18 protein-coding genes, 1 tRNA gene and 1 pseudogene are annotated in these 25,094 nt (G+C 33.4%); 8 read left to right on the plus strand and 12 right to left on the minus strand.

Annotation, left to right across the window (positions count from 1 at the left end; translation table 11 throughout):
• Positions 1 to 178 precede the first annotated feature (178 nt).
• Both T537_RS0110540 and T537_RS0110545 read left to right on the plus strand, forming a co-directional pair.
• Entirely contained in the window at positions 179 to 1,543 is a 1,365-nt protein-coding gene (locus T537_RS0110540; RefSeq protein ID WP_031557788.1) for an NAD(P)/FAD-dependent oxidoreductase, read from the plus strand.
• Between the two features lie 46 nt (positions 1,544 to 1,589).
• Positions 1,590 to 2,270, plus strand: coding sequence for a hypothetical protein (locus T537_RS0110545; RefSeq protein WP_031557789.1), 681 nt, complete (start codon positions 1,590 to 1,592; stop codon positions 2,268 to 2,270).
• Positions 2,271 to 2,418: 148 nt separating this feature from the next.
• Here T537_RS0110545 and T537_RS0110550 read toward each other — a convergent pair whose 3' ends face one another.
• Complete coding sequence (locus tag T537_RS0110550; RefSeq protein ID WP_031557792.1) at positions 2,419 to 3,327, minus strand: NifB/NifX family molybdenum-iron cluster-binding protein; 909 nt, start codon at positions 3,325 to 3,327, stop codon at positions 2,419 to 2,421.
• A gap of 210 nt (positions 3,328 to 3,537) precedes the next feature.
• On the opposite strand from T537_RS0110550, the gene T537_RS0110555 reads away from it, so the two are divergent.
• Complete coding sequence (locus T537_RS0110555) at positions 3,538 to 4,335, plus strand: ZIP family metal transporter (protein WP_031557794.1); 798 nt, start codon at positions 3,538 to 3,540, stop codon at positions 4,333 to 4,335.
• Between the two features lie 18 nt (positions 4,336 to 4,353).
• Here T537_RS0110555 and sdaAA read toward each other — a convergent pair whose 3' ends face one another.
• The 3 genes and pseudogenes from sdaAA to T537_RS12185 form a co-directional block, all read right to left on the minus strand.
• Positions 4,354 to 5,271, minus strand: a complete 918-nt coding sequence (gene sdaAA, locus T537_RS0110560) for an L-serine ammonia-lyase, iron-sulfur-dependent, subunit alpha (protein ID WP_031557796.1) — start codon at positions 5,269 to 5,271, stop codon at positions 4,354 to 4,356.
• Positions 5,272 to 5,284: 13 nt separating this feature from the next.
• Positions 5,285 to 5,953 (minus strand): L-serine ammonia-lyase, iron-sulfur-dependent subunit beta, encoded by a 669-nt coding sequence (sdaAB, locus tag T537_RS0110565; protein ID WP_031557799.1) that lies wholly within the window; start codon positions 5,951 to 5,953, stop codon positions 5,285 to 5,287.
• 170 nt (positions 5,954 to 6,123) lie between these two features.
• Positions 6,124 to 6,900: pseudogene (locus T537_RS12185) on the minus strand (DNA/RNA non-specific endonuclease); the annotation flags it as partial.
• Positions 6,901 to 7,282: 382 nt separating this feature from the next.
• On the opposite strand from T537_RS12185, the gene T537_RS0110575 reads away from it, so the two are divergent.
• A complete protein-coding gene (locus tag T537_RS0110575; protein WP_027438312.1) occupies positions 7,283 to 7,882 on the plus strand; it encodes a 50S ribosomal protein L25 in 600 nt (199 codons plus the stop codon).
• A gap of 89 nt (positions 7,883 to 7,971) precedes the next feature.
• Here T537_RS0110575 and T537_RS0110580 read toward each other — a convergent pair whose 3' ends face one another.
• Positions 7,972 to 8,985, minus strand: a complete 1,014-nt coding sequence (locus tag T537_RS0110580; RefSeq protein WP_197018740.1) for a Gfo/Idh/MocA family oxidoreductase — start codon at positions 8,983 to 8,985, stop codon at positions 7,972 to 7,974.
• Positions 8,986 to 9,401: 416 nt separating this feature from the next.
• Here T537_RS0110580 and T537_RS0110585 point away from each other — a divergent pair, with 416 nt between their 5' ends.
• From T537_RS0110585 to panD, 4 genes are read left to right on the plus strand one after another with little or no spacing between them, the layout of a single operon-like run.
• Positions 9,402 to 10,265 carry a Rossmann-like and DUF2520 domain-containing protein gene (locus T537_RS0110585; protein WP_027438313.1) on the plus strand — a complete coding sequence of 288 codons (864 nt, stop codon included), beginning with the start codon at positions 9,402 to 9,404 and terminating at the stop codon, positions 10,263 to 10,265.
• A 19-nt stretch (positions 10,266 to 10,284) separates the two neighbouring features.
• Positions 10,285 to 11,112 carry a 3-methyl-2-oxobutanoate hydroxymethyltransferase gene (panB, locus tag T537_RS0110590; RefSeq protein WP_031557806.1) on the plus strand — a complete coding sequence of 276 codons (828 nt, stop codon included), beginning with the start codon at positions 10,285 to 10,287 and terminating at the stop codon, positions 11,110 to 11,112.
• A gap of 40 nt (positions 11,113 to 11,152) precedes the next feature.
• Complete coding sequence (gene panC / locus T537_RS0110595) at positions 11,153 to 11,992, plus strand: pantoate--beta-alanine ligase (protein WP_031557808.1); 840 nt, start codon at positions 11,153 to 11,155, stop codon at positions 11,990 to 11,992.
• A gap of 48 nt (positions 11,993 to 12,040) precedes the next feature.
• Entirely contained in the window at positions 12,041 to 12,424 is a 384-nt protein-coding gene (panD, locus tag T537_RS0110600) for an aspartate 1-decarboxylase (RefSeq protein ID WP_031557810.1), read from the plus strand.
• A gap of 138 nt (positions 12,425 to 12,562) precedes the next feature.
• Here the strand turns inward: panD and T537_RS0110605 are convergent.
• The 7 genes from T537_RS0110605 to T537_RS0110635 all read right to left on the minus strand — a co-directional run bounded on the left by T537_RS0110605 (position 12,563) and on the right by T537_RS0110635 (position 25,079).
• A tRNA-Pro gene (locus T537_RS0110605) sits at positions 12,563 to 12,637 on the minus strand.
• 688 nt (positions 12,638 to 13,325) lie between these two features.
• On the minus strand, positions 13,326 to 13,787 hold the full coding sequence (locus T537_RS0110610; RefSeq protein ID WP_031557812.1) for a GNAT family N-acetyltransferase: 462 nt from the start codon (positions 13,785 to 13,787) through the stop codon (positions 13,326 to 13,328).
• Between the two features lie 170 nt (positions 13,788 to 13,957).
• The gene (locus T537_RS0110615; protein ID WP_027430182.1) at positions 13,958 to 14,365 is read right to left on the minus strand and encodes a (deoxy)nucleoside triphosphate pyrophosphohydrolase; all 408 of its coding nucleotides are present in this window, start codon (positions 14,363 to 14,365) and stop codon (positions 13,958 to 13,960) included.
• A 40-nt stretch (positions 14,366 to 14,405) separates the two neighbouring features.
• Positions 14,406 to 17,330 (minus strand): DEAD/DEAH box helicase, encoded by a 2,925-nt coding sequence (locus T537_RS0110620; RefSeq protein WP_031557816.1) that lies wholly within the window; start codon positions 17,328 to 17,330, stop codon positions 14,406 to 14,408.
• Positions 17,331 to 17,480: 150 nt separating this feature from the next.
• Entirely contained in the window at positions 17,481 to 18,137 is a 657-nt protein-coding gene (locus T537_RS0110625; protein WP_031557819.1) for a hypothetical protein, read from the minus strand.
• Between the two features lie 30 nt (positions 18,138 to 18,167).
• Positions 18,168 to 21,896 carry a UvrD-helicase domain-containing protein gene (locus T537_RS0110630; protein ID WP_031557821.1) on the minus strand — a complete coding sequence of 1,243 codons (3,729 nt, stop codon included), beginning with the start codon at positions 21,894 to 21,896 and terminating at the stop codon, positions 18,168 to 18,170.
• Between the two features lie 9 nt (positions 21,897 to 21,905).
• Positions 21,906 to 25,079 carry a sacsin N-terminal ATP-binding-like domain-containing protein gene (locus tag T537_RS0110635; RefSeq protein ID WP_031557823.1) on the minus strand — a complete coding sequence of 1,058 codons (3,174 nt, stop codon included), beginning with the start codon at positions 25,077 to 25,079 and terminating at the stop codon, positions 21,906 to 21,908.
• Between the last annotated feature and the right edge of the window lie 15 nt (positions 25,080 to 25,094).

Here is a 25,094-nt window from a genome sequence, read left to right on the forward strand (position 1 = left end):
AAAAAAGGTTATTTTTTCCTAAATCTTATGGTATAATTTTATTAAGAATTGTATTGTAAAAGTAAACTATTAGACTTTGCGCTGGAATAACAACTTGAACCTCATGCATTTTAGTGCGCTTCGCGCTAGCATGAGGCTACATTGCAATTTCGCAATTGCAACAATAAAGGAGTACATTATGGATTATGACGTAATTATTATTGGTGCTGGCCCTGGGGGAATCTACTCCGCATATGAACTTAAAAAAATCAATCCAGCACTTACAGTTGCTGTTTTTGAGGAAGGTAACGAACTAAACAAAAGACACTGTCCAATAGACGGAGACAAGATAAAGTCTTGTATCCACTGCGAGAGCTGTTCAATTATGAGTGGATTTGGAGGGGCTGGAGCTTTTTCAGATGGTAAATACAATATAACCAATGATTTTGGTGGAACCCTTCACAACTACATAGGAAAGCAAAAAGCGCTAGAGCTAATGCACTATGTGGATGAAATCAACTTAGCTAATGGGGGAGAAGGAACCAAACTTTACTCAACAGCCGGAACTGATTTTAAGAAAAAATGCATACAAAACGGATTACATCTACTTGATGCATCCGTTAGACACTTAGGAACAGATATTAATTATATAGTGCTAAAAATTCTATATGATAAGCTAAAAGATAAAGTAGATTTTTATTTTAAGACTAAAGTAGAATCTGTTAAAGCCTTAAATCCTGGATTTGAAGTGCTTTGTAAAAATAAGACATACACTTGTAATACCTGCATTATTAGTGTGGGACGAAGTGGAAGCAAATGGATGGAAAAAGTCTGTAATGAGCTAAATATTGATACACTTTCTAATAGAGTGGATTTAGGTGTTAGAGTTGAATTACCAGCTGAGGTATTTTCTCACATTACAGATGAATTATATGAAAGCAAGATTGTATATCGTACTCAAAAATACGAAGATCTTGTAAGAACATTTTGTATGAATCCAAAGGGCGCTGTTGTTAATGAGAATACCAACGGAATTGTAACCGTTAATGGTCACAGCTATGAAGATAAGGAAAAGCAAACAAATAATACTAATTTTGCCTTACTAGTAGCTAAGCATTTTACATATCCATTTAAAGATTCCAATGGATATGGCGAAAGCATTGCAAGACTAAGCAACATGCTTGGAGGCGGTGTAATTGTTCAGCGTTTTGGTGATTTAATAAGGGGACACAGAAGTTCTCAATCAGACATAGATGAGTCCTTTACTACACCAACCCTTAACGCAAGCCCAGGAGATTTAAGTCTTGTTCTACCAAAAAGAATACTTGATGGAATAATTGAAATGATATATGCACTTGATAAAGTTGCACCGGGAACCGCTAATGATGACACTTTGCTATATGGTGTGGAAGTTAAGTTCTACAACATGGAAGTTAATGTAGATAACAATCTTATGACAAAATACGATGGACTCTACGTTATTGGGGATGGTAGCGGAATTACTCATTCTCTATCCCACGCTTCAGCAAGTGGTATCTATGTAGCAAGACAAATTGCCAATTAACTAGTTTTTTTACTAATCCAAAAACACTAATTTTGGAGGATAGCCTATGTTTTTTGATGATGAAAACCTAATCGGGGCAGGATACGACCTTGATCATGATGGAGAAATTGATCCTAACGAGCGAAGTTTTGCCCATGAAGATTTTGAAAAAGAATGGAATAAAATGTGGCGACACAACTACTACTATTCAGATGATGAAGACGAGGAATCTTTATCTGATTCTTTGGAAGATGAGGATGAAGAAGAATATAGTGTAAGTACAGGAAATCCAAGTCTTAATCTAGGAAGGGGTGCAAAATCTAATGAGCCTGATTCCAATAATACACCCCTTAATAATAAGCTTAAGCTTTTAAATGCAGTCCTTGAAAGAAAGAAAATCTCCAAGGAAGATTGGGATTTAAAAGACGATGAAGACAAGTGTAGATTTCTTCGTGCAGCTGGCCTAAACCCAGCGCTATATGACATTATTTATCCATTGGATGATGCAATTTATAAAAATAATTATACTTGGACTGATTGGGATTCCTACTTTTCTGATAACGACAAATGTAAAATAATTAGGAAAGAACACTTAGACCCTGCAGATTACAACATACAAACAGACCTAGATACATTCCTATACAGCCACGATTCATCTTGGAAAGTATGGGATAATCAAACCTTTGATGAAAGAGATGAATGGCTTAAAGGCTTTAATTTAAGCATTTATGACTTTGACACAGATTAATTACTTCTTTTTTATATTTTTACCATTTTCCTTTCTATTCTAGGCAAATGCTTAGAAAAAGAGCCTCCTGTAAATTTACAGGAGGCTCTTCCCATTATATAATGGTGTTCTATATTATCTAATCAGCTATTAATTAGTCAACTATTAATTAGTCTTCCTTAACACTTACAAGTTCAATTTCAAAGTTAAGTTCCTTACCTGCAAGTTCATGGTTAGCATCAAAAGTGATTTCTTCTTCTGTCTTATCTACTACACGAACAGCTACAGCTCCGCCGTATGCATTCTGTAAATAAGCCTGATGACCAACTTCTAAATCTTCTGAACCTGGAAGATCCTTGATTTTTAACTTAATAATATTGTTCTCATCTGGCATACCATAAGCTTCTTCTGGTGAAAGATGAATTGTAACTTTCTCACCAACTTCCATATTGACAACAGCCTTATCAAAGCCAGGAATCATCATACCTACACCACTTAAGTAATCAAGAGTCTGACCTCTATCATATGATGAATCAAACTGAGTACCATCATTTAAAGTACCTCTATAATGTACACTTACTGTCTTGCCAGCATTCTTACCTTCATAAATAACTTCAGGTGTGCCACCGCAACCAGAGCATGAACCGCAGCTACCAGAACATTCTTCTTCGCCACATTCGCTACCGCACTCTGATTCTTCTTCATGATGTCCGCAACCATGTTCACCACAAGCATGATCTTCACCACTGTGGTGATCACAATTAGCTCCTGTTGAAACTAATTCACCCTTTAAATAGCTTTCTACTGCTTCATCAGTATTGCCGCTAGCACCAGCAATTACTTCAATACCTGCCTCTGTAAGTGCTGTTAGGGCACCACCGCCAAGGCCACCACAAATAAGCACATCAACATTAGCTTCCTTTAATACATTAGCAAGTGCGCCATGACCAGCTCCATTAGAGCTAATAACCTCGCTTGAAAGAATTTTTTTATCTTCAACTTCATAAATCTTAAAGCTTTCTGTCTTACCAAAATGTGGGAATACATCACCGTTTAAATATGTTACTGCTACTCTCATTTTAAACTCCTTAAATCTCAATATGATACGAACTATAATTTTTCAAATTTACAGTCAAAGTTTATTGTACAAGAATATCAAAAATAAAACAACCATCAATAATTTTTTCTCAATAATTGATTTGATGATTTTTATCATTTATATATTTTTCCTTGCATTTATAGGATTCTTATAGTATCTTAGATTCAACAACAAAAAGGTGGTGACTAAATGAATATATCAGATTTACGAATTGTAAACATTGGTATCCTTATACCGTTTCTTGGTACAACGCTTGGGGCTGCCATGGTTTTTTTCTTTAAAAAAGACACCATGAATGTAGGTGTCCAAAAAATTCTATCAGGATTTGCAGCAGGCGTAATGGTGGCAGCATCCGTGTGGTCCCTACTTATTCCTGCCATGGATCAAAGCAGTAATTTAGGAAGACTAGCTTTCCTGCCTGCAACAACAGGTTTTATGATAGGTATTCTATTTTTATTACTTATCGATTTTATCCTTCCTCATATGCACGTGGGAAGCGAAAAACCTGAAGGTATAAAGGCTAATTTAAAAAAGAGTACAATGCTTGTTTTTGCCGTAACACTGCACAACTTTCCAGAAGGTATGGCAGTTGGTGTAGCACTAGCAGCCGTTATTAGCGGCACATCAAGTATTTCCTTAACTGCTGCCCTTGCTCTATCTATTGGTATTGCAATTCAAAATTTCCCTGAGGGAGCTATTATTTCACTTCCCTTAAGACACGAACTTGGAAGCAGAAAAAAAGCCTTTCTTTATGGATTTTTATCAGGAGTTGTGGAACCAATCGGAGCAATTATCACAATTTTACTCACAAAATTTATGGTGCCAATACTTCCATATCTATTATCATTTGCAGCCGGTGCCATGATTTACGTAGTTGTGGAAGAGCTTCTACCAGAAGCTTCCGAAGGAGAGCACTCTAACTGGTCAACTCTTTCCTTCTCTCTAGGATTTGTCCTAATGATGATCCTAGATGTAGCACTTGGGTAATTTATCTTTAGCTTGTTTTTATTGCTCTGGAAGATACTTTCGTCCTGTTGGTGTTGTGGCAAGGCCACCTGTAGAAGTTTCTCTAAGGGAAACATCCATTTTTCTACCAATTTCTCCCATGGCATCAATAACTTCATCAAATGGAATTCTACTTTCAATTCCTGCTAGTGCAATTTCTGCTGATGTTACAGCATTAGTTGCTCCTGTAACATTTCTTTTGATACATGGTACTTCCACATATCCCCCAACAGGATCACATGCAAGACCAAGTAATGCTTTAAGGGAAAGGGCTCCAGCATTCATAATTTTATTAATATCTCCGCCATTTAAATATGCAAATGCGCAAGCTGCCATTGAACTAGCTGCACCAATTTCTGCCTGACAACCACACTCAGCTCCTGCAATTGAGGCACGCTGGGCAATAACCTCACCTACAGCAGCTGCTAAATAAAGACTTCTTACGATTTTTTCATCAAGGGTAAAATTCCCACTTTCATCATTAAGCGAAAGACGTACATCACCATTAGCTAAATTGGCCTTAACATGATTACAATAAGTTACCAAAACCGCTGGAATAACTCCACAAGAACCAGCTGTTGGTGCTGCAACTATTCTCTTCATGCAGGCATTGGACTCAGAAACCTTTAAAGCATTTTTTATAAGGTCTGATAAAAGGCTTCCAACAACGCCGCCTCCATTATTTCTGTATTCTTCGTACTTAGCCGCATCTCCTCCTGACAAGCCACTATTAGAACGAAGTCCTCCATCATAATTATTAACAGAAGCCACCATAGCTTCCCATAACTTCTTCATCTGTTCAACTGACTGTTCCCTTGTAATATCTCTTTCGTGGCAGTCACCATCTATGATTTTTTCAATAAGTTCCTCACTGTTTGATACATCTTCAATCAATTCTTTTATGCTTAAATATGACATAATATCACCTTTTTTATATTTCCTTGCTTATGTTAATATAGGTTACCTTTAAAATTCCTTCCAAATGCTCAATCCACTTAATTGCAGACTCTGGAATATCCTGATCTGTTTCTACAATCATAACTGCAAATCCGCCCCTCTTGTCTCTATAAAGATTAAGAGTTGCCACATTGACACTTTTATGAGCAAGTGTTGATGTAACTTCAGCTATATGACCTGGCTGGTCAATGTTTCTTACAATAAGAGTTGGATAATCGCAAGAAAATCTTGTATCAATTCCGTCGATTTGCTCAATAGAAATTCTTCCACCACCAAGACTTGCACCTATTAAATTTAATTTCTTTCCTGATGCCGATGAAAGCTCAAGACCTGCAGCATTAGCACACTCAGTCTTTAACTGTTCCTTTACCACCTCTATTTTTATATTTTTTTCTTTGGCTATATTAAAACTATCAGGAATTCGCTCATCGTCTGGCATCATTCCCATAAGTCCTGCAACAATCGCTTTATCTGTACCATGTCCCTTACCTGTTGCGGCAAATGAACCATGTAATTTTATCTTAGCCTCTACTAATTCTTCCCCAAGTAACTGTCTTGCAACATAGCCTATTCTACATGCCCCAGCTGTATGGGAGCTCGATGGCCCAACCATAATAGGCCCCATAATATCAAAAATATTCATACCTTTTTCCACCTGCTTTACTAAAAAAGGAGCCGATGGCTACTGCTATCGACTCCCTCGTCTTCTCTCGTCTTCCGTATTCTATCATATTAAAAATTAAAATCAAGTTATTAATGTAGCTTACTAAAGTGTTATTTTTTACTTCCGGAACCTGTATATTCCGGACCTGAGGAGTCACCAGTTGCATAATCAATTGTTATTCCTGGCTGCACATTATAGCAATATACACAAAAGCTCAAACCTGCACCATTATCCTCTACAGACTTTCCTTCCATAAGCACACCAGAAGCAAGCAAATTACTTCCTTCAAAAATAGGTGTTACCCTGTACATCACGTGATTACCTGTGTTTTTAATATAATCAGCTGTTTTATTCTCCCATGGAAGCATACCATCCACATTTAAATAACGAGTTCCTGTTATTAAGTTTCTTGTGTTGGCATTCTCAGCCGTTAACTGATATCCAATTAAATGACATCTATTATATAAATAATTTCCGTTAATTCCTGCATACTTTACAAGATGCCAACCTGTTGGATGAACATTTCCTATATTTCCTCTCTGGCTTGTTGGCATAAGGTCAGTTCCTATTGATGCCATACATGTCCGACATCTTCCCAAAGCATCTAACTCACCGTATGTTTCATAACTTTGTGTTGTCATCTCATCCTGTGTAAAAAATGGATTTCCTCCATTTATCTCGCACCAAGGGCTTCCCTGATATTCCGGCACAGTTGATAAATCAAAGACTTCAAGTCCAGTCTTTACACTTTCTCCTGCAACTACGGACTCACTGGCAACCCCAGTCTCTTGACTAGTTGTGCTTTCACTTTCAATTGTAGTTGCAATTGTAGTTACATTTTCTTTATTACTGTCCTTTGTGGAACATCCAGTAAATAAGCTTAAAACAAGCAGCAGCCACAATATTGGCCAAAACTTCTTCTTCATAAAATTCTCCCTAAATCCCTTTTATTCGCAATTCATCCCAGCAGCTACACTTCGTTTAGATGTGGGGATTTCTTGCTCACGGCCTATTAAACCTAAATTATTTTATACTAGGGCAAGGCCTGAATCAATACAGAAATCGAGAGTTTAAGTTATGAGTTCAAATTTATGAAATTTTTAGCACTCTGACTTGCAAAGTGCTAAGTGTAGTGTTATAATACATCCCAGTAAAACGTTTTACAGATACATGATAATTTAATATCACTTAACAATACCTAATTCTATTATGCAGAATTTGAAGGCTGCTAAGCGATGAGTTTTTAAAAGAGTAAACTAGAAACTATTATTATAGTTAATCTTAGTTTGCCTCAGGAGGTAAAGACAAATGGATACTTTAAAAACACAGCGCAGAGATATTGCCGACAAAGCTAAGAAACTAAGAAGAGAAGGTTATGTAGTCGGTAGCCTTTTTGGAAAGGAAATCAAGAATTCACTTCTTTTCAAGGTTGATAAATTAGAATTGACTAAATTTTTAAGAAACAATGGTAAGGGATCAAAAATCACTCTTGATATTGATGGAGAAACTCATATAGCTCTTATTAAGTCAATTGACTATGACCCATACAAAGGCTGCATTAACGAAATTTCAATGCAGGAACTTCTTAAGGACGAGGTTGTAAAATCAGTTGCAGAAATAGTTATTGAAAATAGAGATAAAGTCCAGGATGGTGTTCTTCAGGAAGATTTAACAGAGGTTTCATACTCAGCACTTCCTAGCGACTTAGTAGATAAAGTTATAATTGATGCTTCTAAGCTAAAATTTGGTGATACACTAAGAGTTAAGGATCTTGACCTTTACAAGAATCCAAAGCTTACAGTTCACACAAATCCAGAAGCTATCATCTTAAGCGTAAGTGCTTCTCATATTAACGAAGAGGAAGAAGAAGCAAGTGAAGCTGCTAGTGCAAACTCAACAGTAGCATAATATAACAAAAATACTTAACAATAGCCAAAAATATAGGTGTAGTTGTGAATACAACTACACCTTTTTATTTGTTATTAGATGACGGGCTTTTAGTGCAATGCTAATCCCAACCTTGCATCTTCAATCGCAAAATCTAGACTATATTTAGACTTGCCAAGAAGCAAGTCAGCAATAGCTATTTCATCATTTCCAAAGCCTAAATTCAAATATGGATTTATCCATAGACACTTACCCCTAAAGCAAATTTTTTCCACTTCAGAAGCTGAATAGTGGATTTCAAGTTTTTCTTTGCAATATCTATATTTTTCTACTATTTCTTTATGAATTTCATCGACACTAGCAGTGTTTTTTACCTCTTTCGCAAAAATGAATTCTCCATCCTTGTATTCTCCAAGACTCCCTCTAATTGTCAGGCTTTGATTTGCAATTTCTGTATGATAAAGAAGAGATGAAAAATCATAAGTTGCATGTCGATTAGCGCTAAATTCCAGCAAAGCAATAGATCTTTTATATTCTTTTAAGCTGCCGTCATATTTAACTCCACCGCGGTTGCCTGTTTCAAGGACATTAATTGGATACTCCGTATTAAATAAGACCTTAGCGCCATCTATATTTCCAAAGAAAAAGCGCATTAAACTTACGGCATGATAGTCATGACATAGGCTCATAACCATATCGTTAATGTTTCCAAGAATTCCAGTTTCCAACACGCTTTTAATTGCTTGATAGATTGGATATCTGTGGTACTGCTCCGCAACACTTATTTTATCTTTACAATTACACGTCTCAAATTTACTAAAATCTTCTTCACTAATCCCTGCAGGTGTCTCCATCAACACTTCAAACCCGTAGTTAGCCCACTTAATAGCAGTATCAACTATGTTTGTTTTGGATGTGGCAACTACCACTAAATCTGGATTTAGATCAACGCACTCCTTTTCATTTGTTGTAACATAAATGCCATTTTCGCTAGCCACTCTTAAAGCTGTTTCTTCTGATCTAGTAAGCATGGCAAGGAGCCTAAATTTATCAGGCATAGCCTTAATTACACGTACAAAGAAAAGTGATCTCCATCCAGATCCTACAATTACAATATTCTTCATCTTATCCTCCCTTATAAAATCCTTGATATGTTCTTCTTTATAATAACCTAGTTCAAACATTTTTTGCATAATTATTTCCTTTAACTTCTCCAAATTATTCTGTCTGTCATACTCATCGTTATAGAAATATTACATCACATTCTATATACTTTTGCTTTTTTTATTGATTTATTTTTTTCACTATGCTAAAGTGAGTCCTTGGATGGTATTCGAAAGAAGCTGTACCGATAGAATTAATTGATTATAAGTTAATATCCCTTATCTTTAACCTTAAAGTAAGTAGGCTTTCTTGTTTAATTTAGACCTATATGGCTAATATTTATAAACTTCTTAGGACTTACTAAAGGGAATCCATTTAAGTTAGATTCAGTATTTTGCTGAAACTATTTGGAGTTATAAAGAAAGGCGGTGATTTTATGAATATAGGTTTTATTGGTGCTGGTAAAGTTGGGTTTTCCTTTGGAAAATACCTAAGTCTTAACCAGCATTTTTTATCTGGTTATTACAGTAAGAACTTAGATTCAGCATTAGAAGCAGGGAAATTTACTAATTCCTTATGCTTTGACAATTTATATGAACTAATAAAGAAGAGTGATATTATTCTCATCACAGTGCCAGACGGACAAATTAAAGCTGTGGCCCAGGAAATAGCTACAATCCAAGGGCTCAATTTTAGTAATAAGTTTTTTGGCCACTGCAGTGGTGCTTTTAATCACACTATCTTATCGGATTTAAAATCTTTAGGAGCTTATACTTTCTCTCTCCATCCATTCCTAGCAATTTCAGATAAATACAAGTCATACAGAGATTTTTCAAATGCCTTTTTTACAATCGAAGGCGATGACATGGGCACTAAGATGGCCAGTTCATTAGTTAAGTCTCTTGGCAACCACTACAAGGTTATTGATTCAAATTGTAAGCCTAAATACCATACTGCAGCGGTTTTTGCCACTAACCTTATGGTGGGACTATGTGATATGGCATCGGATTTACTTATGGACTGCGGTTTTTCAAAGGAAGAAGCTAGTCTCTCCCTTAGTAACATCCTTCGGGCAAATCTTGAAAATGTTATTCAAAAAGGTAGCGTAAATGCCTTAACTGGCCCAGTGGAGCGAAATGACGAAGGCACAGTAATCACCCACCTAAACTGTCTATCTAACAGGGAGGATTACAGCCATGTATACAAGGACTTATCACTACATTTAATCGAAATTGCAAAAATCAAACATCCAGACAGGGACTATAGCGACTTAGAAGAAAAGCTTATGGTACTTGGCTAAGAAAAAAGAAGGAGAATTTATGAAACGTACTGTTACTACTTTACAAAAAGCTAAAGAAGAAGGTAAGAAAATCAGCATGCTTACTTGCTATGACTACACAACTGCTTGCATCGTTGAAGAGGCTGGCATTGACTGCGTACTTATTGGGGATTCCCTTGGTATGACTATGTTAGGTTACGATGACACTCTTCCTGTTACCATGGAAGATATGATTCATCACACAAGAGCTGTATCTAGAGGTCTTTCTAATACTTTTCTTGTAGCTGATATGCCATTTTTATCTTATCAGACTTCTATCTATGATGCAGTTATGAATGCTGGTCGTCTAGTTAAGGAAGGTCATGCACAGGCTGTAAAACTTGAAGGTGGTGCTAAGGTTTGCCCTCAAATCGAGGCTATTGTCAAAGCTGACATTCCTGTTGTTGCTCACATCGGTCTTACTCCTCAATCTGTTAATGCATTTGGTGGCTTTAAGGTTCAGGGTAAAACAACAGACAATGCTAAACAACTTATTGAAGATGCCCTTGCTGTAGAAAAGGCTGGTGCTTTTATGGTTGTTCTTGAATGTGTTCCTGCTAAACTTGCTAGTTTAATTTCTAAGAAGCTTTCTATTCCTACTATTGGTATCGGCGCTGGTGCTGGCTGCGATGGACAGGTTCTTGTATACCAAGATATGCTTGGTATGTTTAATGGCATCAAGCCTAAGTTTGTTAAGCATTTTGCTAACATTGGAGAAGAAATGAAGAAGGCATTTATGGCTTACGATGAAGAAGTTAAGGCTTGTAGCTTCCCAGCAGAGGAGCATACATTTGCGATTTCTGATGAAGTTATGAAGGAGCTTAACTAGTAAGACTTGTCTTTAATATAAAATTTTGGAGGATTGTAAAATGATTAGAACTGAATTTATTGCTGATGTTAAGAAACTTGTTCGTGAATGGAAGAGTGCTGGGCTTTCTATTGGCCTTGTACCTACTATGGGTTATCTTCATGAAGGTCACGCTAGTCTTATTAAGAAAGCTAGAGAAGAAAATGACCGTGTTATTGTTAGTGATTTTGTTAATCCTATTCAATTTGGTGTTGGTGAGGATTTAGAAAGTTACCCTCGTGACTTTGAGGCTGACTGTAATTTATGTGAAAGTTTAGGAGTGGACCTTATTTTCCATCCATCTCCAGAGGAAATGTATTTACCTGGTTTCCACTCTCATGTAGGTGTAGATACTTTATCAACAAATCTATGCGGTAAGAGCCGTCCTATCCACTTTAACGGTGTATGTACTGTTGTTACTAAGCTTTTTAATATCTCTGAGGCTGACAGAGCTTACTTTGGTCAAAAAGATGCTCAGCAGCTTTGCATTGTTAAGCGTATGGTTCGTGATCTTAACATGAATATTAGTATTATTGGCTGCCCTATCATTCGTGAGGATGACGGCCTTGCAAAGAGCTCTCGTAACACTTACCTTAATGCCGAAGAAAGACAGGCTGCTCTTATTCTTCACAAAGCTTTAACTAAGGGTGAAGAACTTGTAAAATCTGGTGAAACTGATGCAAGCAAAGTTAAGCAGGCTATTACAGATATTATTAATTCAGAGCCTCTTGCAAAAATCGACTACGTTGAAATCGTTGATGCATCTGAATTACAAGCTGTTGAAACTATAAATGGCGAGATTTTATGTGCTATTGCTGTTTACATTGGAAAAACAAGACTTATTGATAATTTCTTTGCATAAGATTTCAATTTTGATATATTGCTAAATTTAATTATTAGGAGAAGTATTATGAATTTAACTATGTTAAAGGGTAAGATTCACCGTGCAGTTGTTACACAGGCTGAATTAAATTACGTTGGAAGTATTACAATTGATAGTGAGCTTCTTGAAGCTGCTGGAATCTTAGAATATGAAATGGTACAAATCGTTGACGTTCAAAACGGTAACCGTTTCGAAACATATACAATCGCTGGAGAAGCTGGTTCTGGCATGATTTGCCTTAACGGTGCTGCTGCAAGACAGGTTTCTGTTGGAGATAATGTCATTATAATGTGCTACGCACATTATAACGAAGAAGAAGCTAAGTCTCATAAGCCTAAGGTTGTATTTGTTGACGAGCACAACAAAGCTACTCGTATTACAAATTACGAAAAGCACGGAGAACTAGGTTAATGTAAACCGTAAATAGCTAATTAGTTAATACTAAAGATAGGCTGATAATAAAAGGCTAATAAAGATGGCTGATAAAAGAAAGGCTGTCATGCAATGCATGACAGCCTTTCTTATTCCCATAACCTATTTAATTAATAGTCGGGGTGACAGGATTCGAACCTGCGACCTCTTGATCCCAAATCAAGCGCTCTAGCCAAGCTGAGCCACACCCCGTAAGGTTTAAATTAAATCAAAGACGTTTAATAGAATACCATATTTTTAGATAAAATCAAGCACTTTCTATTAAATTCCGTAAATTTCTTGGGTAATTGTATCTTTCCCGGGGCTTTGGCGCCCTTTGGGCGCTTAGTTTCGTACTGGAATTCTGAGATTTTGCGGGTAAGTTGAGATTTTGCGTGTTTTGATGGTATGCGAAATTACAGGACTTGGGAAAAAATCCGAATATTCAACAGTTGATACGGGCACACCGAAGAATTCTTATAATTACCCGTATTAAGCTAGTTAAATGTTTGCAACAAGTTGCAGGTAAGATTTGATTTCTTGGTTTTTACCGGTAATCTCCTACTTGCCTTAAAACTTACAATACCGGTAGATGATAAATTTCTGAGAATTGCCTGTAACTTGCTTAATCAGGGAAGGCTATGCCAAATCAAGGCATACAAGCAAAAAAAGAATTCTTAAGCTTTACCTGTACGATATTAAATTAATTTAGTTAGCTTAATACCATCAAAATTAGAATTCTTGGCTGTTGCCTGTAGGCAAGGCCGAAATTCCTCAAAAAGTCGCCGGAAATTCCTCAAAAAACACTGGAATCCCCTCAAAAACTACCGGAATACCCTCAAAAACCACAGAAATTTCCAAAAATGGAGTTGCCAGTTCACACTGGCAACTCCATTAAATCTTACAACTTCATTTCCATACCTAGCTTTAAGCACTCAAATCCATTCCTCTCATAGAACTTCATTGCGCTTTCATTACAAGCCCAAACATTTAAAGTTACGTTGTAGTATCCATTATCCTTGGCAAAGCTTTTAACATAGTCAATAAGCTTTGTTCCAACATGCTTTCCTCTTGCCCTCTCATCTACGCATAAATCATCAACATAAAGAGACTTTATATCGGTTAAGATGTTATCTCCAATATGCTGCTGTGTCTGACAGAAAGCATAACCTAATACCTTTCCTTCTTCCTCTGCAACAAAAATAGGATTTAAATCGTTCTTTATTAATTCCTCTAACTGTTCCTTAGTATACTTAGTTCCTACGTTAAAGATATCCGGTCTTCCCTTGTGATGAACTAAGTTTACTTGTAAAAGCAAATCTAGAATTGTCTCTAAATCTTTAGATTGCGCTCTTCTAATCATTTCTTCTTCCTCCTTGTTGTTAACGCAATTGCTTTATATCACTGGTTAACAACACAATCTTCTCTAAAGCTATAATACGCTTACTTACTTAATTTTTTATTAACTATAAGATTAATGAACTTAGTTTATATACGGTTTCATTAATCAAAGTCGCAATAAAAATTATGTTTTTAAGCTGTTAATTCATGTCTTATTTTTTCAATAAGTGTTACATCAGCAGGTAGCCATGCAACCTCGTCTAAATGCTTACTAGTTAGCCACTTTGCGGCTTCATGTTCCTTAAGAACTAAGTCTCCCTCTTCGATCTCAGACCAGAAACAATCCATTGAAAGATGGAAAGTTGGGTAGTCGTATTCGATTGTATCAATTAAATCGCCCACCTTAATCTTAGTGTCCAATTCTTCCATAATTTCTCTACGAAGGGCTTCCTTAGGAGTCTCCCCCTCCTCAATCTTACCGCCAGGAAATTCCCAGCCACCCTTTAAATCACCATACCCTCTTTGAGTTGCAAAAATGATTGGATCACCGTTAGCGTTTTTATCCTTTATGACAGCTGCCACAACTCTAATAGTTTTCATATGTCCTCCCGTCTTTATAGTTATTTTTATTCAAAGTCGATTAACTAATCAAATATTCATATATATCCTCACGAACCTCTCTATCAAGGCTAAACAAGAAATTCACTATAGGCAAATCTTGACCTTTGTCATTCTTAATGGTCTTTTGTTGCCAATCAATTGGCTTTACATTTCCCATATAATAAAAATCTGAACCCTCGCCATCACTCTTCTTAATAAAGAGACAAATTTTAAGATTGTTATCTTTATAGTTGATTATACTCTGTGCTTCATCCTTTTCAAGAGTCACCCTACTTCTTGTCATCCAACTAAATATACGTTGATTAATAAATTGATCCTCGTATTTTGTACTTTCTGAGATATCATCTTTTTTCTCATAAGTTATAAAAATAGGACAAGTATTATGCTTAATTCTATATCCATACATAGTTGAACTCTCATCCTTATCCCAGTTCATAAGACGACATACATCTTTTCTGGAATATTTTTCATAGAGAACTAAATTGTTATCATCATGATTCTTATAAATATCCTCATATCGTCTAAAGCCGTATTCTATGAGATTTTCCAACTCATTTTTAAAATACAAATCATGTAAAATATTATAAAAAGCAGTTTCTCGTTTTAGGTAATCCTTATTGAAAGTCTTCATATCAACAAAATCAACATCTTTAAAATTTTTCTTATCTGAACCAGATAAAAACTCCCCTGTAATAATTCTTAAAGCTGATTCATAATCTGCTTCTTTAAACTTTTCATTTTGGGCTTCCAGATTTTTGATAAAATCGGACTTTTCAATTTTTCCCTTTTCAATTATTGCCTTTAACATTAAAAGCTCATGAATTCTCTTTCCATCAACTATTAAATTAGATATAAAGCTAATTGTATCCACTTGCTCCTTATTAAAATTAATGACGTAATCCTTATCAACGCTCTTAACGAATTCATAATAAGAACCAGAATATTTTATAAATAGCATAGGATCAACTTCACCATGTTCATAAAAATCTAGCACTGAAGGAATCCTACCAAGCTTATATTTCATCTGATAATACTTCTCAGAAAGCATCTTCTTTTTTGTTGTCATCTTATCGATAGATTCATAAATTTGCTTTCTAGTTATTTCATCAAAATGTATTGTTGAACAGCCAGGAATCACCCTTGAACCTTCTCTTACATACTTACGAATTGTATCCTTGTTATAGCTTCTATCTCCAGAAAGGGCAATTGGAATCAGGAAGTTATTCTGATAATTTCCAATAAAATCAAGAACAACAACATATTCCTTGTTGTCAGCTTTTCTTAAGCCTCTTCCTAATTGCTGCACAAAAATAATTGCTGACTGTGTTGGACGAAGCATAATAACCTGATTAACCTCAGGAATATCAACACCCTCGTTAAAGATATCTACAGTGAAAATGTAGTCTAAGGCCTTATGTCCATTTTCTTCAAAATTATCCATCTCAAGTCTTGCAACTGCTGCCTCACGTTCCTCTTCTGAATTCTCACCTGAAAGTGCAACAGTGTTTAAACCTCGGCTATTAAATTCTTCAGAAAGCTGTTTAGCCTCTTCATTTCTAGAACAAAAGATAAGCCCTTTAACCCTATTTCCAGAATGGCCATAATAATTTGCCTGTTCTAAAATGTGGTCCACTCTAGACTTTGATGTGAGTTTATTAAAGGCTGTGTTATCGTCAATCAATTCTCCATCAATGGATAAATCCGAAATTCCAAAGTAATGAAATGGACATAATAAATCCTCTTCTAAGGCTTGATTAAGGCGAATCTCGTAAGCAATATTATGATCAAAAAGCTTATATATATCAAAGCCATCCGTTCTTTCTGGAGATGCTGTCATTCCAAGAAAAAGACGTGGTTTAAAATATTCCATAATTTTCTGATAAGTTGGGGCACCTGCCTTATGAGTCTCATCAATTACAATACAATCAAAACGATTGATGTCGAATTTATTCAAAATTTCATCTCTACTCATTGTCTGAACAGTTGAAAACAAATAATCGGCATGGTAATCCTTATGATTTCCTGACAAAAGCCCTGTGGATACCGTACTTGGCAAAACCTTTTTATAAGAATTCCTTGCCTGCTTTAAAATCTGCTCACGATGCACCAAAAATAAAACCTTCTTAAACCCCAACTCACGCATGGCAAAAGCTGAAGCGTAAGTCTTACCAGTACCTGTTGCAGAAATAAGTAAAGCCCTAGTTTTTTTATTTCCGTCTGTTTCATTTTTTTCTATAATCTTTTTTAAATTAGAAATAAAGCCTACTTGCATGCTGTTAGGTTCTAGTTTATATTTTTCTAAAGATATCAATTCTTCAGCCTTAGCAATCTGTCGTTGCTTGCTTATGATTTGATACTTTTCTTTATAATTCTCAATAAAATCCTCAAAGCTTAAGCTATCCTGCGAGTTCCATAAAGCATTAAACTCCTCAATGATCTGCTTTGTCATCTCACCATCTTTAGTCGAGACAAGTTTTGTGTTCCACTCAATATTCTTAGTAAGAGCTGAACCTGTAAGATTCGCACTACCAATGATTATTCTGTATATTTCTTCTTTTTTGAAAATGTATCCCTTAGTGTGAAATCCTTCTTTGCCGTCCTGTACGTGATACATTTTAAGTTCTATATTCTTTAATTGGTGAATTGTTTCAAGAGCCTTGGGTTCGCTAAAGTTAAGATAATCCGTTGTTAGAATCTGACCGGGAATATTCTTCTCTTCAAGCTCCTTTAATATGGATAATAAAGGAGTGATGCCACTTCTAGTAATAAAGGCAACGCTGATTTGAAAGCTATCACAAACTCGAAGTTCATTCTCGATAGACGAAATAACTTTCTTACCCTCTCTATAATTATTAGATACAAACTGAGGTCTAAAACTTTCGTTAGACACAACTGAACCATCTATGTATGCAGTTTCAAAACCTCTTCTCATTTCCTCTATCATAATGTCCCTCACTTTTACGTATTTTGCTTGATTACTGTATTCTATTATACTACATGGATTATTTTAGTGACATTATTTCTAGATTAATAATTTCAATTAATACCATAAAAATAAGGTGATACAGTGTTTTGCTGTACCACCCAGTAGTTATTATTTAATTTTTACTTGATAATAATATCCTGTGTAATTATAGTTAGTAATTGTTATATTTTGTGCCTGTTCAATTACATCTTTGTTAACTTCAGCGAATAAAATAAAATCGTATTCTTTAAAACATTCAAGCTGTTTATCAGGAAATGGCATTGTTAATATTTCATCATTCAACTTACATAAAGCTTTACATCGAATTTCAGCTCCATCAATATTTAATGTTACATTTATCTTATCATTATTCTTAAAATAATCTGATAAAAAGAGATTATCGTAAAGATGTAGTGGGATATCCGTATAATCATATAAAGGTTCTACGTACATACTATACTCACATATAAAAAAAGTATTATTAACATCCTGTAAATCATCTATATATTCTCCATAAGGATATCCCTCATTATCCAAATAATAATCTTTAAATGTAAATGTATTTTTTTGTATATTATCATCTATTGTATATTCTTCAACTTTATTTAGTTCATATTTCTCTATATCCTTTTGTGATTCTGTTTCTTTTTCTGTTTTAGCAACTGTCTTAGTTTCTAATTCAGCAGGAATAGATTCTGTTTCAATTTCTTTTGGACTTCCTGTTTTACCACACCCAATAAGTGATAACATCAATACAGATAATGCTGTTATAAATATTTTCTTCATACTTAACCCCCTTAGATTACTCTTATAGCTTTAATACATAACTTCATCATCTACTAATATTACTAACTCCGATTGTGCTCTTGTATAAGCAATGTACTTCTCATTCTTAGACATTTTATTTGGAAGAACAAAAACCTTATCAAATTCTATGCCCTTAACTTGTTCAACTGTCATAAATGATATTATACCCTTACCTGTACTTTCTTCTGATATTCTATTTAATTCTTTCAAATCTTTCTTTGAAAAAACATAATTTTTATCAAGCTTTCTAGAAACTATAATAGCTATTCTAGAATCATCATATGACATATCTTTAATTGCATCTTTTAATCGTTTTAAATTAAGTTCACTTACCACTGCACCATCAACACCAGTTTGTTGTACTGACATATCAAAATTCTTATTACAGAATTTAGTAATTTGATTTGTATTTCTATAATTTTCATTGAGCACAAACATATTTGCTTCATATTTGTTTTTTAATTCAGACCAATCCGTTATCCCTCTTTCTTTAAATATACATTGATTTATATCTCCATATATATTCAAATATGGTTTTTTCTTGTTCATTGACATAATAAGTTTAATTTCATTTACAGCAAGGTCCTGACCTTCATCAATAGAGATAAACTCATAACTACCATATGTCTTATTAAAGTATTTCTTACATAGATACAAACGTACATATAAATCATATCTATGCAATCCACCCTTTAATTCTACTTTGTTTTCTTCTCTAAACTTTCTGCTTGCCTTTAAGAAAATGTTATTAAATGTTTTCTTAACCTGCCAATCAAGCGACTCTTTATATAGCTTATTTATTCTCTCATATAACTCCTCACTTTTTTCGTTTTCTTTTAGATTAGCTAGTTTATTTGATATTTTCTCTATTCTAGTTTTACAAGCGTTCAACTCCTTAGTTCTTCTGTCTAACCTTTTACTTAGGTTTTCACAGTCTTTAACTAGTTTTAAAGCGTCTAACATAGTAACACATATAGCTGATATTTCATCTAGTGCTTTTGATTCATAGTCATAATTAAGCATTGTTACATATTGTTTTTTTACATTATCTAATTTCTTTAATTCATTAAGATTCTCGTCAATTTTTTCTTGAATACGCTGTATCTTTCTTGCTCTACCAATGTTAATAAATGCGCTTTTTTCTTTCTCAACTCTGGTGTTTAATTCTGCAATTGTATTATTAATCTTTTCTTCTTCTATTTGATTCTCATTTATTTTCTCAATAATTACATTTTTAATTTTATCTGGTAATTCTTGAATACTTGTTACATATTCTTCATTAGATTTTAAATAGGCTTCTTCCCTAGCTTTTAAATTTATCTTTTCCTGTCTAAGTTTTAAGGTCTCATCTTCAATATTTTGCTTATTAATTTCAATAAGGTTTTTATATCCTTCTACTTTCATCCTGAAATTAAAAGCATATGTAAATTCATTTTCATCATTTAGCCCTTTTACTGCTTTTCCAAACTCGACAGATATCTCCTGTAGGTCCAAAAATTTCTTTTTTCTTTTTTCTATCTCCTTTTTATATGCATTGTCTAAATCCTTTAAAAATGTATCTGAATATACATATTCAACGAATTTTGATGATTGTTTCATATCCTCATCAACTTTTTTAATTGCTAAGAAAGCAGTGTCATATTTTCCTAAAAAGTACTTATAATACTGTTCAATAGACATTCTCTCAATCCCACTTAACTGCAATTCGTCTGCTATGCCTCTAATATGCAGATTAAAAGTTTCATTAGGTGTTAATATCACATATTTATCAGCATCTATTTCTGGATGTCTATATATTAAGGAGGAAAGTCTGTGAAGTAAAACCATTGTTTTACCTGAACCTGCACAACCTTGTACAATAATATTTTTAAAATAAGATTCATCTACAATAGAATTCTGATTTTCTTGTATAGTTGCAATAATATCCACAAGATTTCTTTGTTTCTTTCTTATTGCTAACACGTTTCTTAAATATGGATCCGTAATACCTTTCTTAAATATAATATCTTCATCACTTTTCAAATTATTATAGCCATACAATTTTGCATCATAAATATCAAACTCTCTTGAAAGTTTAATAGAATACTCTATTCCATTTCTTTCCACTTTACGAGTTTGCACATTAACCAATTCTCTACCAAAAGGACTCATAAATGAAATTACTTTTTTCTCACCATTTAATACAACATCTTTTGCTCCTAAATAAAAAACTTTCGAATCGCCATCTTCACTTTCTATCTCAACTCTATATCTATAAGGCTTTGGCATATAACTGTATAATAAATCCAATTCACCCTCATACTTTCTCTTACTATTAGATTTAGCGTATGTTAACGAATCATCATAGCCACCTGAAAATGTAGCATACTGACTTACATAATCATTCTCACTTTTAATATCATCTATACGATTTTCAAGCTCATTTTCTAAACCTTCTAAATGTTTCTTTTCTTCATTAAACACTTCACCAGATGTGATATTATAACTACCATCTAAAACATCAACTACTATTGAAACATCTGGACGTCCAATATTATAGATTGAATCATAATCTAATTGACTAATATAAAACTTCTCACAATCTCTACAATATGAAGCCTCAAAAGCATAACTCTTCTTTGTATCACCTTTTCTTACAATAAAAAATGCAATTATGCATTCTTCATTAAAATGTGATTCATGATTACAATATGCCCCTTCTGATACAACAACAATATCATTTTCAGTTAGCCAAATTACATCCTCAGGATACTTAACCGTACTTTTCTTTACTTTTCCGTTCTCAACAACAAAATTCAAAATATAGTTCTTTTGATTATCTCTATCTTCCTTATAAGTTCTTTGCTTTTGTACTACTAACTCTGGTGGAGTAATTCCTAAATTATGACATTTATCTTGAATGTCTAGAGCTATAGAACGTCTTACAAATATCTTTCTACACTTAGGACAAAGGTAAACAACAAATTCAAGTCCTTCAGTATTCTTTTTATATTCACAAGGTAATTTCATTAGTTTCACATTATCATCAGAGCATGTGGGATTATCTTCTATCCATTCTGATGCAACATATATAATAGAATCTTGATTTAAAACTTCTGGCTTTAGATTCGAATTTAGAAATCTATTTGTCTCCTCTAAGGAATATATTCTTACCTCATATCCCATTTTTTCTATATTGTCTTTTACAATAGCTACATCCTTTTCTTTTAAATAAAGCCTTTTGCATTTAGGACATACTAATGGAGCAACTCCATAAACAGACTTACCATTTTTATATCTAAGATTAATCTTTTCTAAATTCATAGAATGAATTAAACAATAATCCACAGAGTTTTCAATTGTAAAAGTTTCAAACGGAATTAATTCTTTATCCTCATACATTTTAAAATCTTTAATTTCACTATATGGATTATTAGAAAAATCTTCTTGATTATTTTCAATAATATTTTCTAATTCTAGTTCTTCATCAATGCTTACTTCTAAATTAGTCTTTTCAATTTCAGGAAAATCTTCTTCTGAAAAAATCGAATCATCATTTTCTACATCTATTTCTTCAGAGATTTCACTTTCATTAATTTGTGACTCATAATTTAAAGCAGCACTTAAATCAGGACGAGATAAAATTATCTCTTCCTGTCTCTCTTTTGATAACCCATTAAAGTAATTAATAAACTCTTCAGGTATATTATTTACCTCAAAATTATCTATGTCTCTTTGTGTGAAAAAAAATAATCCCATAGCAACACCTTACTCTCCTGCATATATTTCAAATGCTCTCTTTAAAGCTAGAAAATGTCTTGGACTATATTTAATAACAACTTCTTCTCCCTCAGGGATTTCCACCTTTATTTTTATCGGTTCATCAGAATCTACTTCAATTTGAGTCTGCATAACTTGATCATATAATCCTGATATAACCTTAGAACAATAATTATATTTAGCTGCACAATTAGGACATAAACTTAACGAATTCCAACCCAAATTAAAACTCTTAGTCATATGCTCTTGTAAATCATTTGCTTTTACTATATTAATAGCTTCAAAATACGAATCTCCATTCCACTTCTTTATTCTTGTTTTACATATCTGACAATATCCTCCATATTCACTTTCTAAGAAAAGTTTTTCTTCTTTATTGGATTCTCTTCTTGTAAATACAACGCCTCTGCCAAGATAGTCCTCATTTTTCATGGAATTCAAAAATTCTTTTTCCAAATTAGCTTCACGCTTTTTTAAGCCTCGCTCTGAAATACTTCTAACTTCAAAATCTGTTTCATCATTATAAACATCCCTTTGAGACTTATCTGCTTGTCCTAATAAGCTTTTTAAATCGGATTCCTTTTTTGCTTTTGCATCTCTTTTAGCCTTAGCTTTATTATACGTTTGCAACATTTCTTTTATTTGGCTACCATTATCATTCATAATCATTTCTATAAATTGCTTACTCGTTTCATTATCAATACCAAATGCCTTAAATGACTGTACTAATAATTCGCTATCTTTTTTAAAAGGTAATACGTCAATTATTCTTTTATAACGTGAATATTCATCTGCTATTTCTTCTTTGTTAAGTTCTCCAGGTGAATATATTCTATCTTCATCCTCTTTATATATCCATTTTTCTCTACTAAGAATTAAACCCACTGCTGAATATATTTCCATGGCATCAACATTTCTACCGTCATAATTTCTATCATCAGCTCCAAGTAACCTATCTTTTATTAAAAAATCATTAGTGTGGGCATTTAAAAATTCAAATATTAGTTTTGACTTTTCTTTAGTCATGTTCTTAAACAGCAACTCAAATTGATCATAATATACATTCCAAAAATCATTAGAAATATAATTCTTATACAAAATCTTAGTTTGTATTTCTCTCATTTTTCCCGCACCATCATATTGTCTTACTAATCTTAAATAATGTTCTCTATCAATTTCTGTTTTTTTCAGACCTTCAGAACAACCCAATGTTTTAAAAAAATTGTCATCCAAATTTACTTCTAACACAGTATCATCAAAATATTTATTAGATAAATATTTTATATCCTGTAAATCTGATAAAAGCTTATATCCCGTTCTAACATCTGTGGACTTTATATGAAGTTCCTCCGGTTTAAACCACTCATTCCCATCAGTTACAATATAATATTCTTTTATTTTTTCTTTAAGTCCAATATTGGTTTTTAAAGCCTCTTTTATAGTTGCTAAATCGTTTATATTTTCCTTTATGTGATTAGTTGTATTAAAAGATACACTTCTAGAGAGATATTTAGGTAGTATTTTATCTACAACCTCACGCTCTATATTGTATTCAGGAATGTGTAACACTCTATTGTAAAAATTGTAAACAATATCATTATCAAGAAACTTGCTATCAATTCTATATTTAGCTATCTCAGGATTATTTAAATACACCTGATACTTGCCTTCTTTTTGTGCTGTAATTTGCTCACCTGCGCTTGTTCTGACAAAAGGGATACTTAGCGCATTAATTGAAATTGATTTATTAGCTGTTTTATAGCACATATTCTCTATGGATGAAAACAGATTTTCAAACCAAGATACATTTTTAGTTTTTAAAAATATAGCATTTAAGTTTACTACTAATTCCTTCCAACTACATACTCTAAATTTAAAATTTGTATTCAAATATTCTCTAAATTCTGAATACCTGCTACTAGTTATATCTTTAGCCATCCAATACAAATCTCTATCTCCAAGTAAAAAATGCATATCTTCATCATCAAATACATCTACTATGCTACGCGATTCAGGTACCAAGATTTCTTTTATATTTTTGAATACGCCTTCTTTATTTGTTGGTAAAATTCTTTCTCCTGATTGAATAAAATCGACACTATTTACATAAATGTCATAAAACAAATCTTCTTCATCATACTTATATATTGGATAAACTTTATTTAAAACGTCTAGATTTAAATATCCATTATCTTTCATCCAAATAAAAGCAAATTGAATTAATCTAGATAAATTTTTTACAAACATTTTGTTTCTGTTTGCTGCTTGTGTTACTGCTATTAAGTTATCTCTTGCTGGTGTTGTATCAAATGGTGCATGAATAATAAAATTTTGATGGGACTCCTTAGCTGTAGGAAAATAAGCATAAATTAAGCTATTTCTTATTTCCTTAATTTCCTTACCATCTACACTAAATAAAATTGTTACAGCTTCTTTTTCCGCATCTGTAAATAATAAATAATTCTTTTCGTCCTCTTCATTCTTTTTACCATCTACATTTTCTGTACGAATATTGACATCGAAAACATTTCCACTGCCATCCTTTTGTCTCATTTCCTTATCAACATTAATTTCCTCTTCTGTACCATCTATAATTATATGTATCTCTCTAATATTTTTTAAAATCAATAAGCTATCAGAATTCATTTTCTTCTTTAAACCTTTATGAATTTCTTCATAACAAATTTCTTTAGGTACGCTTGCTTTATTAAAAGGCAACACGATTTTAGTTTCTAAGTCATCTAAATTAGGATCTGCTTCCACCTCATAAGGTTTTACATATTCCTCAATTCTAAAATGATACTTAGATGAATAAATTACTGGTGTTTCTGTATAACCATATACCGCTTTAAACCCTATTCCAAAGTGTCCAATCTTAGTGCCTTCATCACTGTAATCTTCTTTTTTTGTACTAGCCATCATACCGCAGATACCAATAACATCTTTTTCATTAAATGGGCGACCATCATGTCTAATCTCAAATCTATCCTTAAACAAAATGAATTTAATTTTACTAGCCATTGCATCTTCAGCATTTTGTAAAATTTCAAATAAAAAATGAGTTCTATCACTATATTGGTTTGCAGCCAAAGAAAGAGTATCACTCGCTTTTCTTCCAAAATCTAATATATTATCTTTTCTTAATTGTTCATAAAAATCCATAGACAACTCCATAAT

It is taken from the genome of Lachnospira multipara LB2003, from assembly GCF_000702205.1.
Lineage (GTDB): Bacteria > Bacillota > Clostridia > Lachnospirales > Lachnospiraceae > Lachnospira > Lachnospira multipara_A.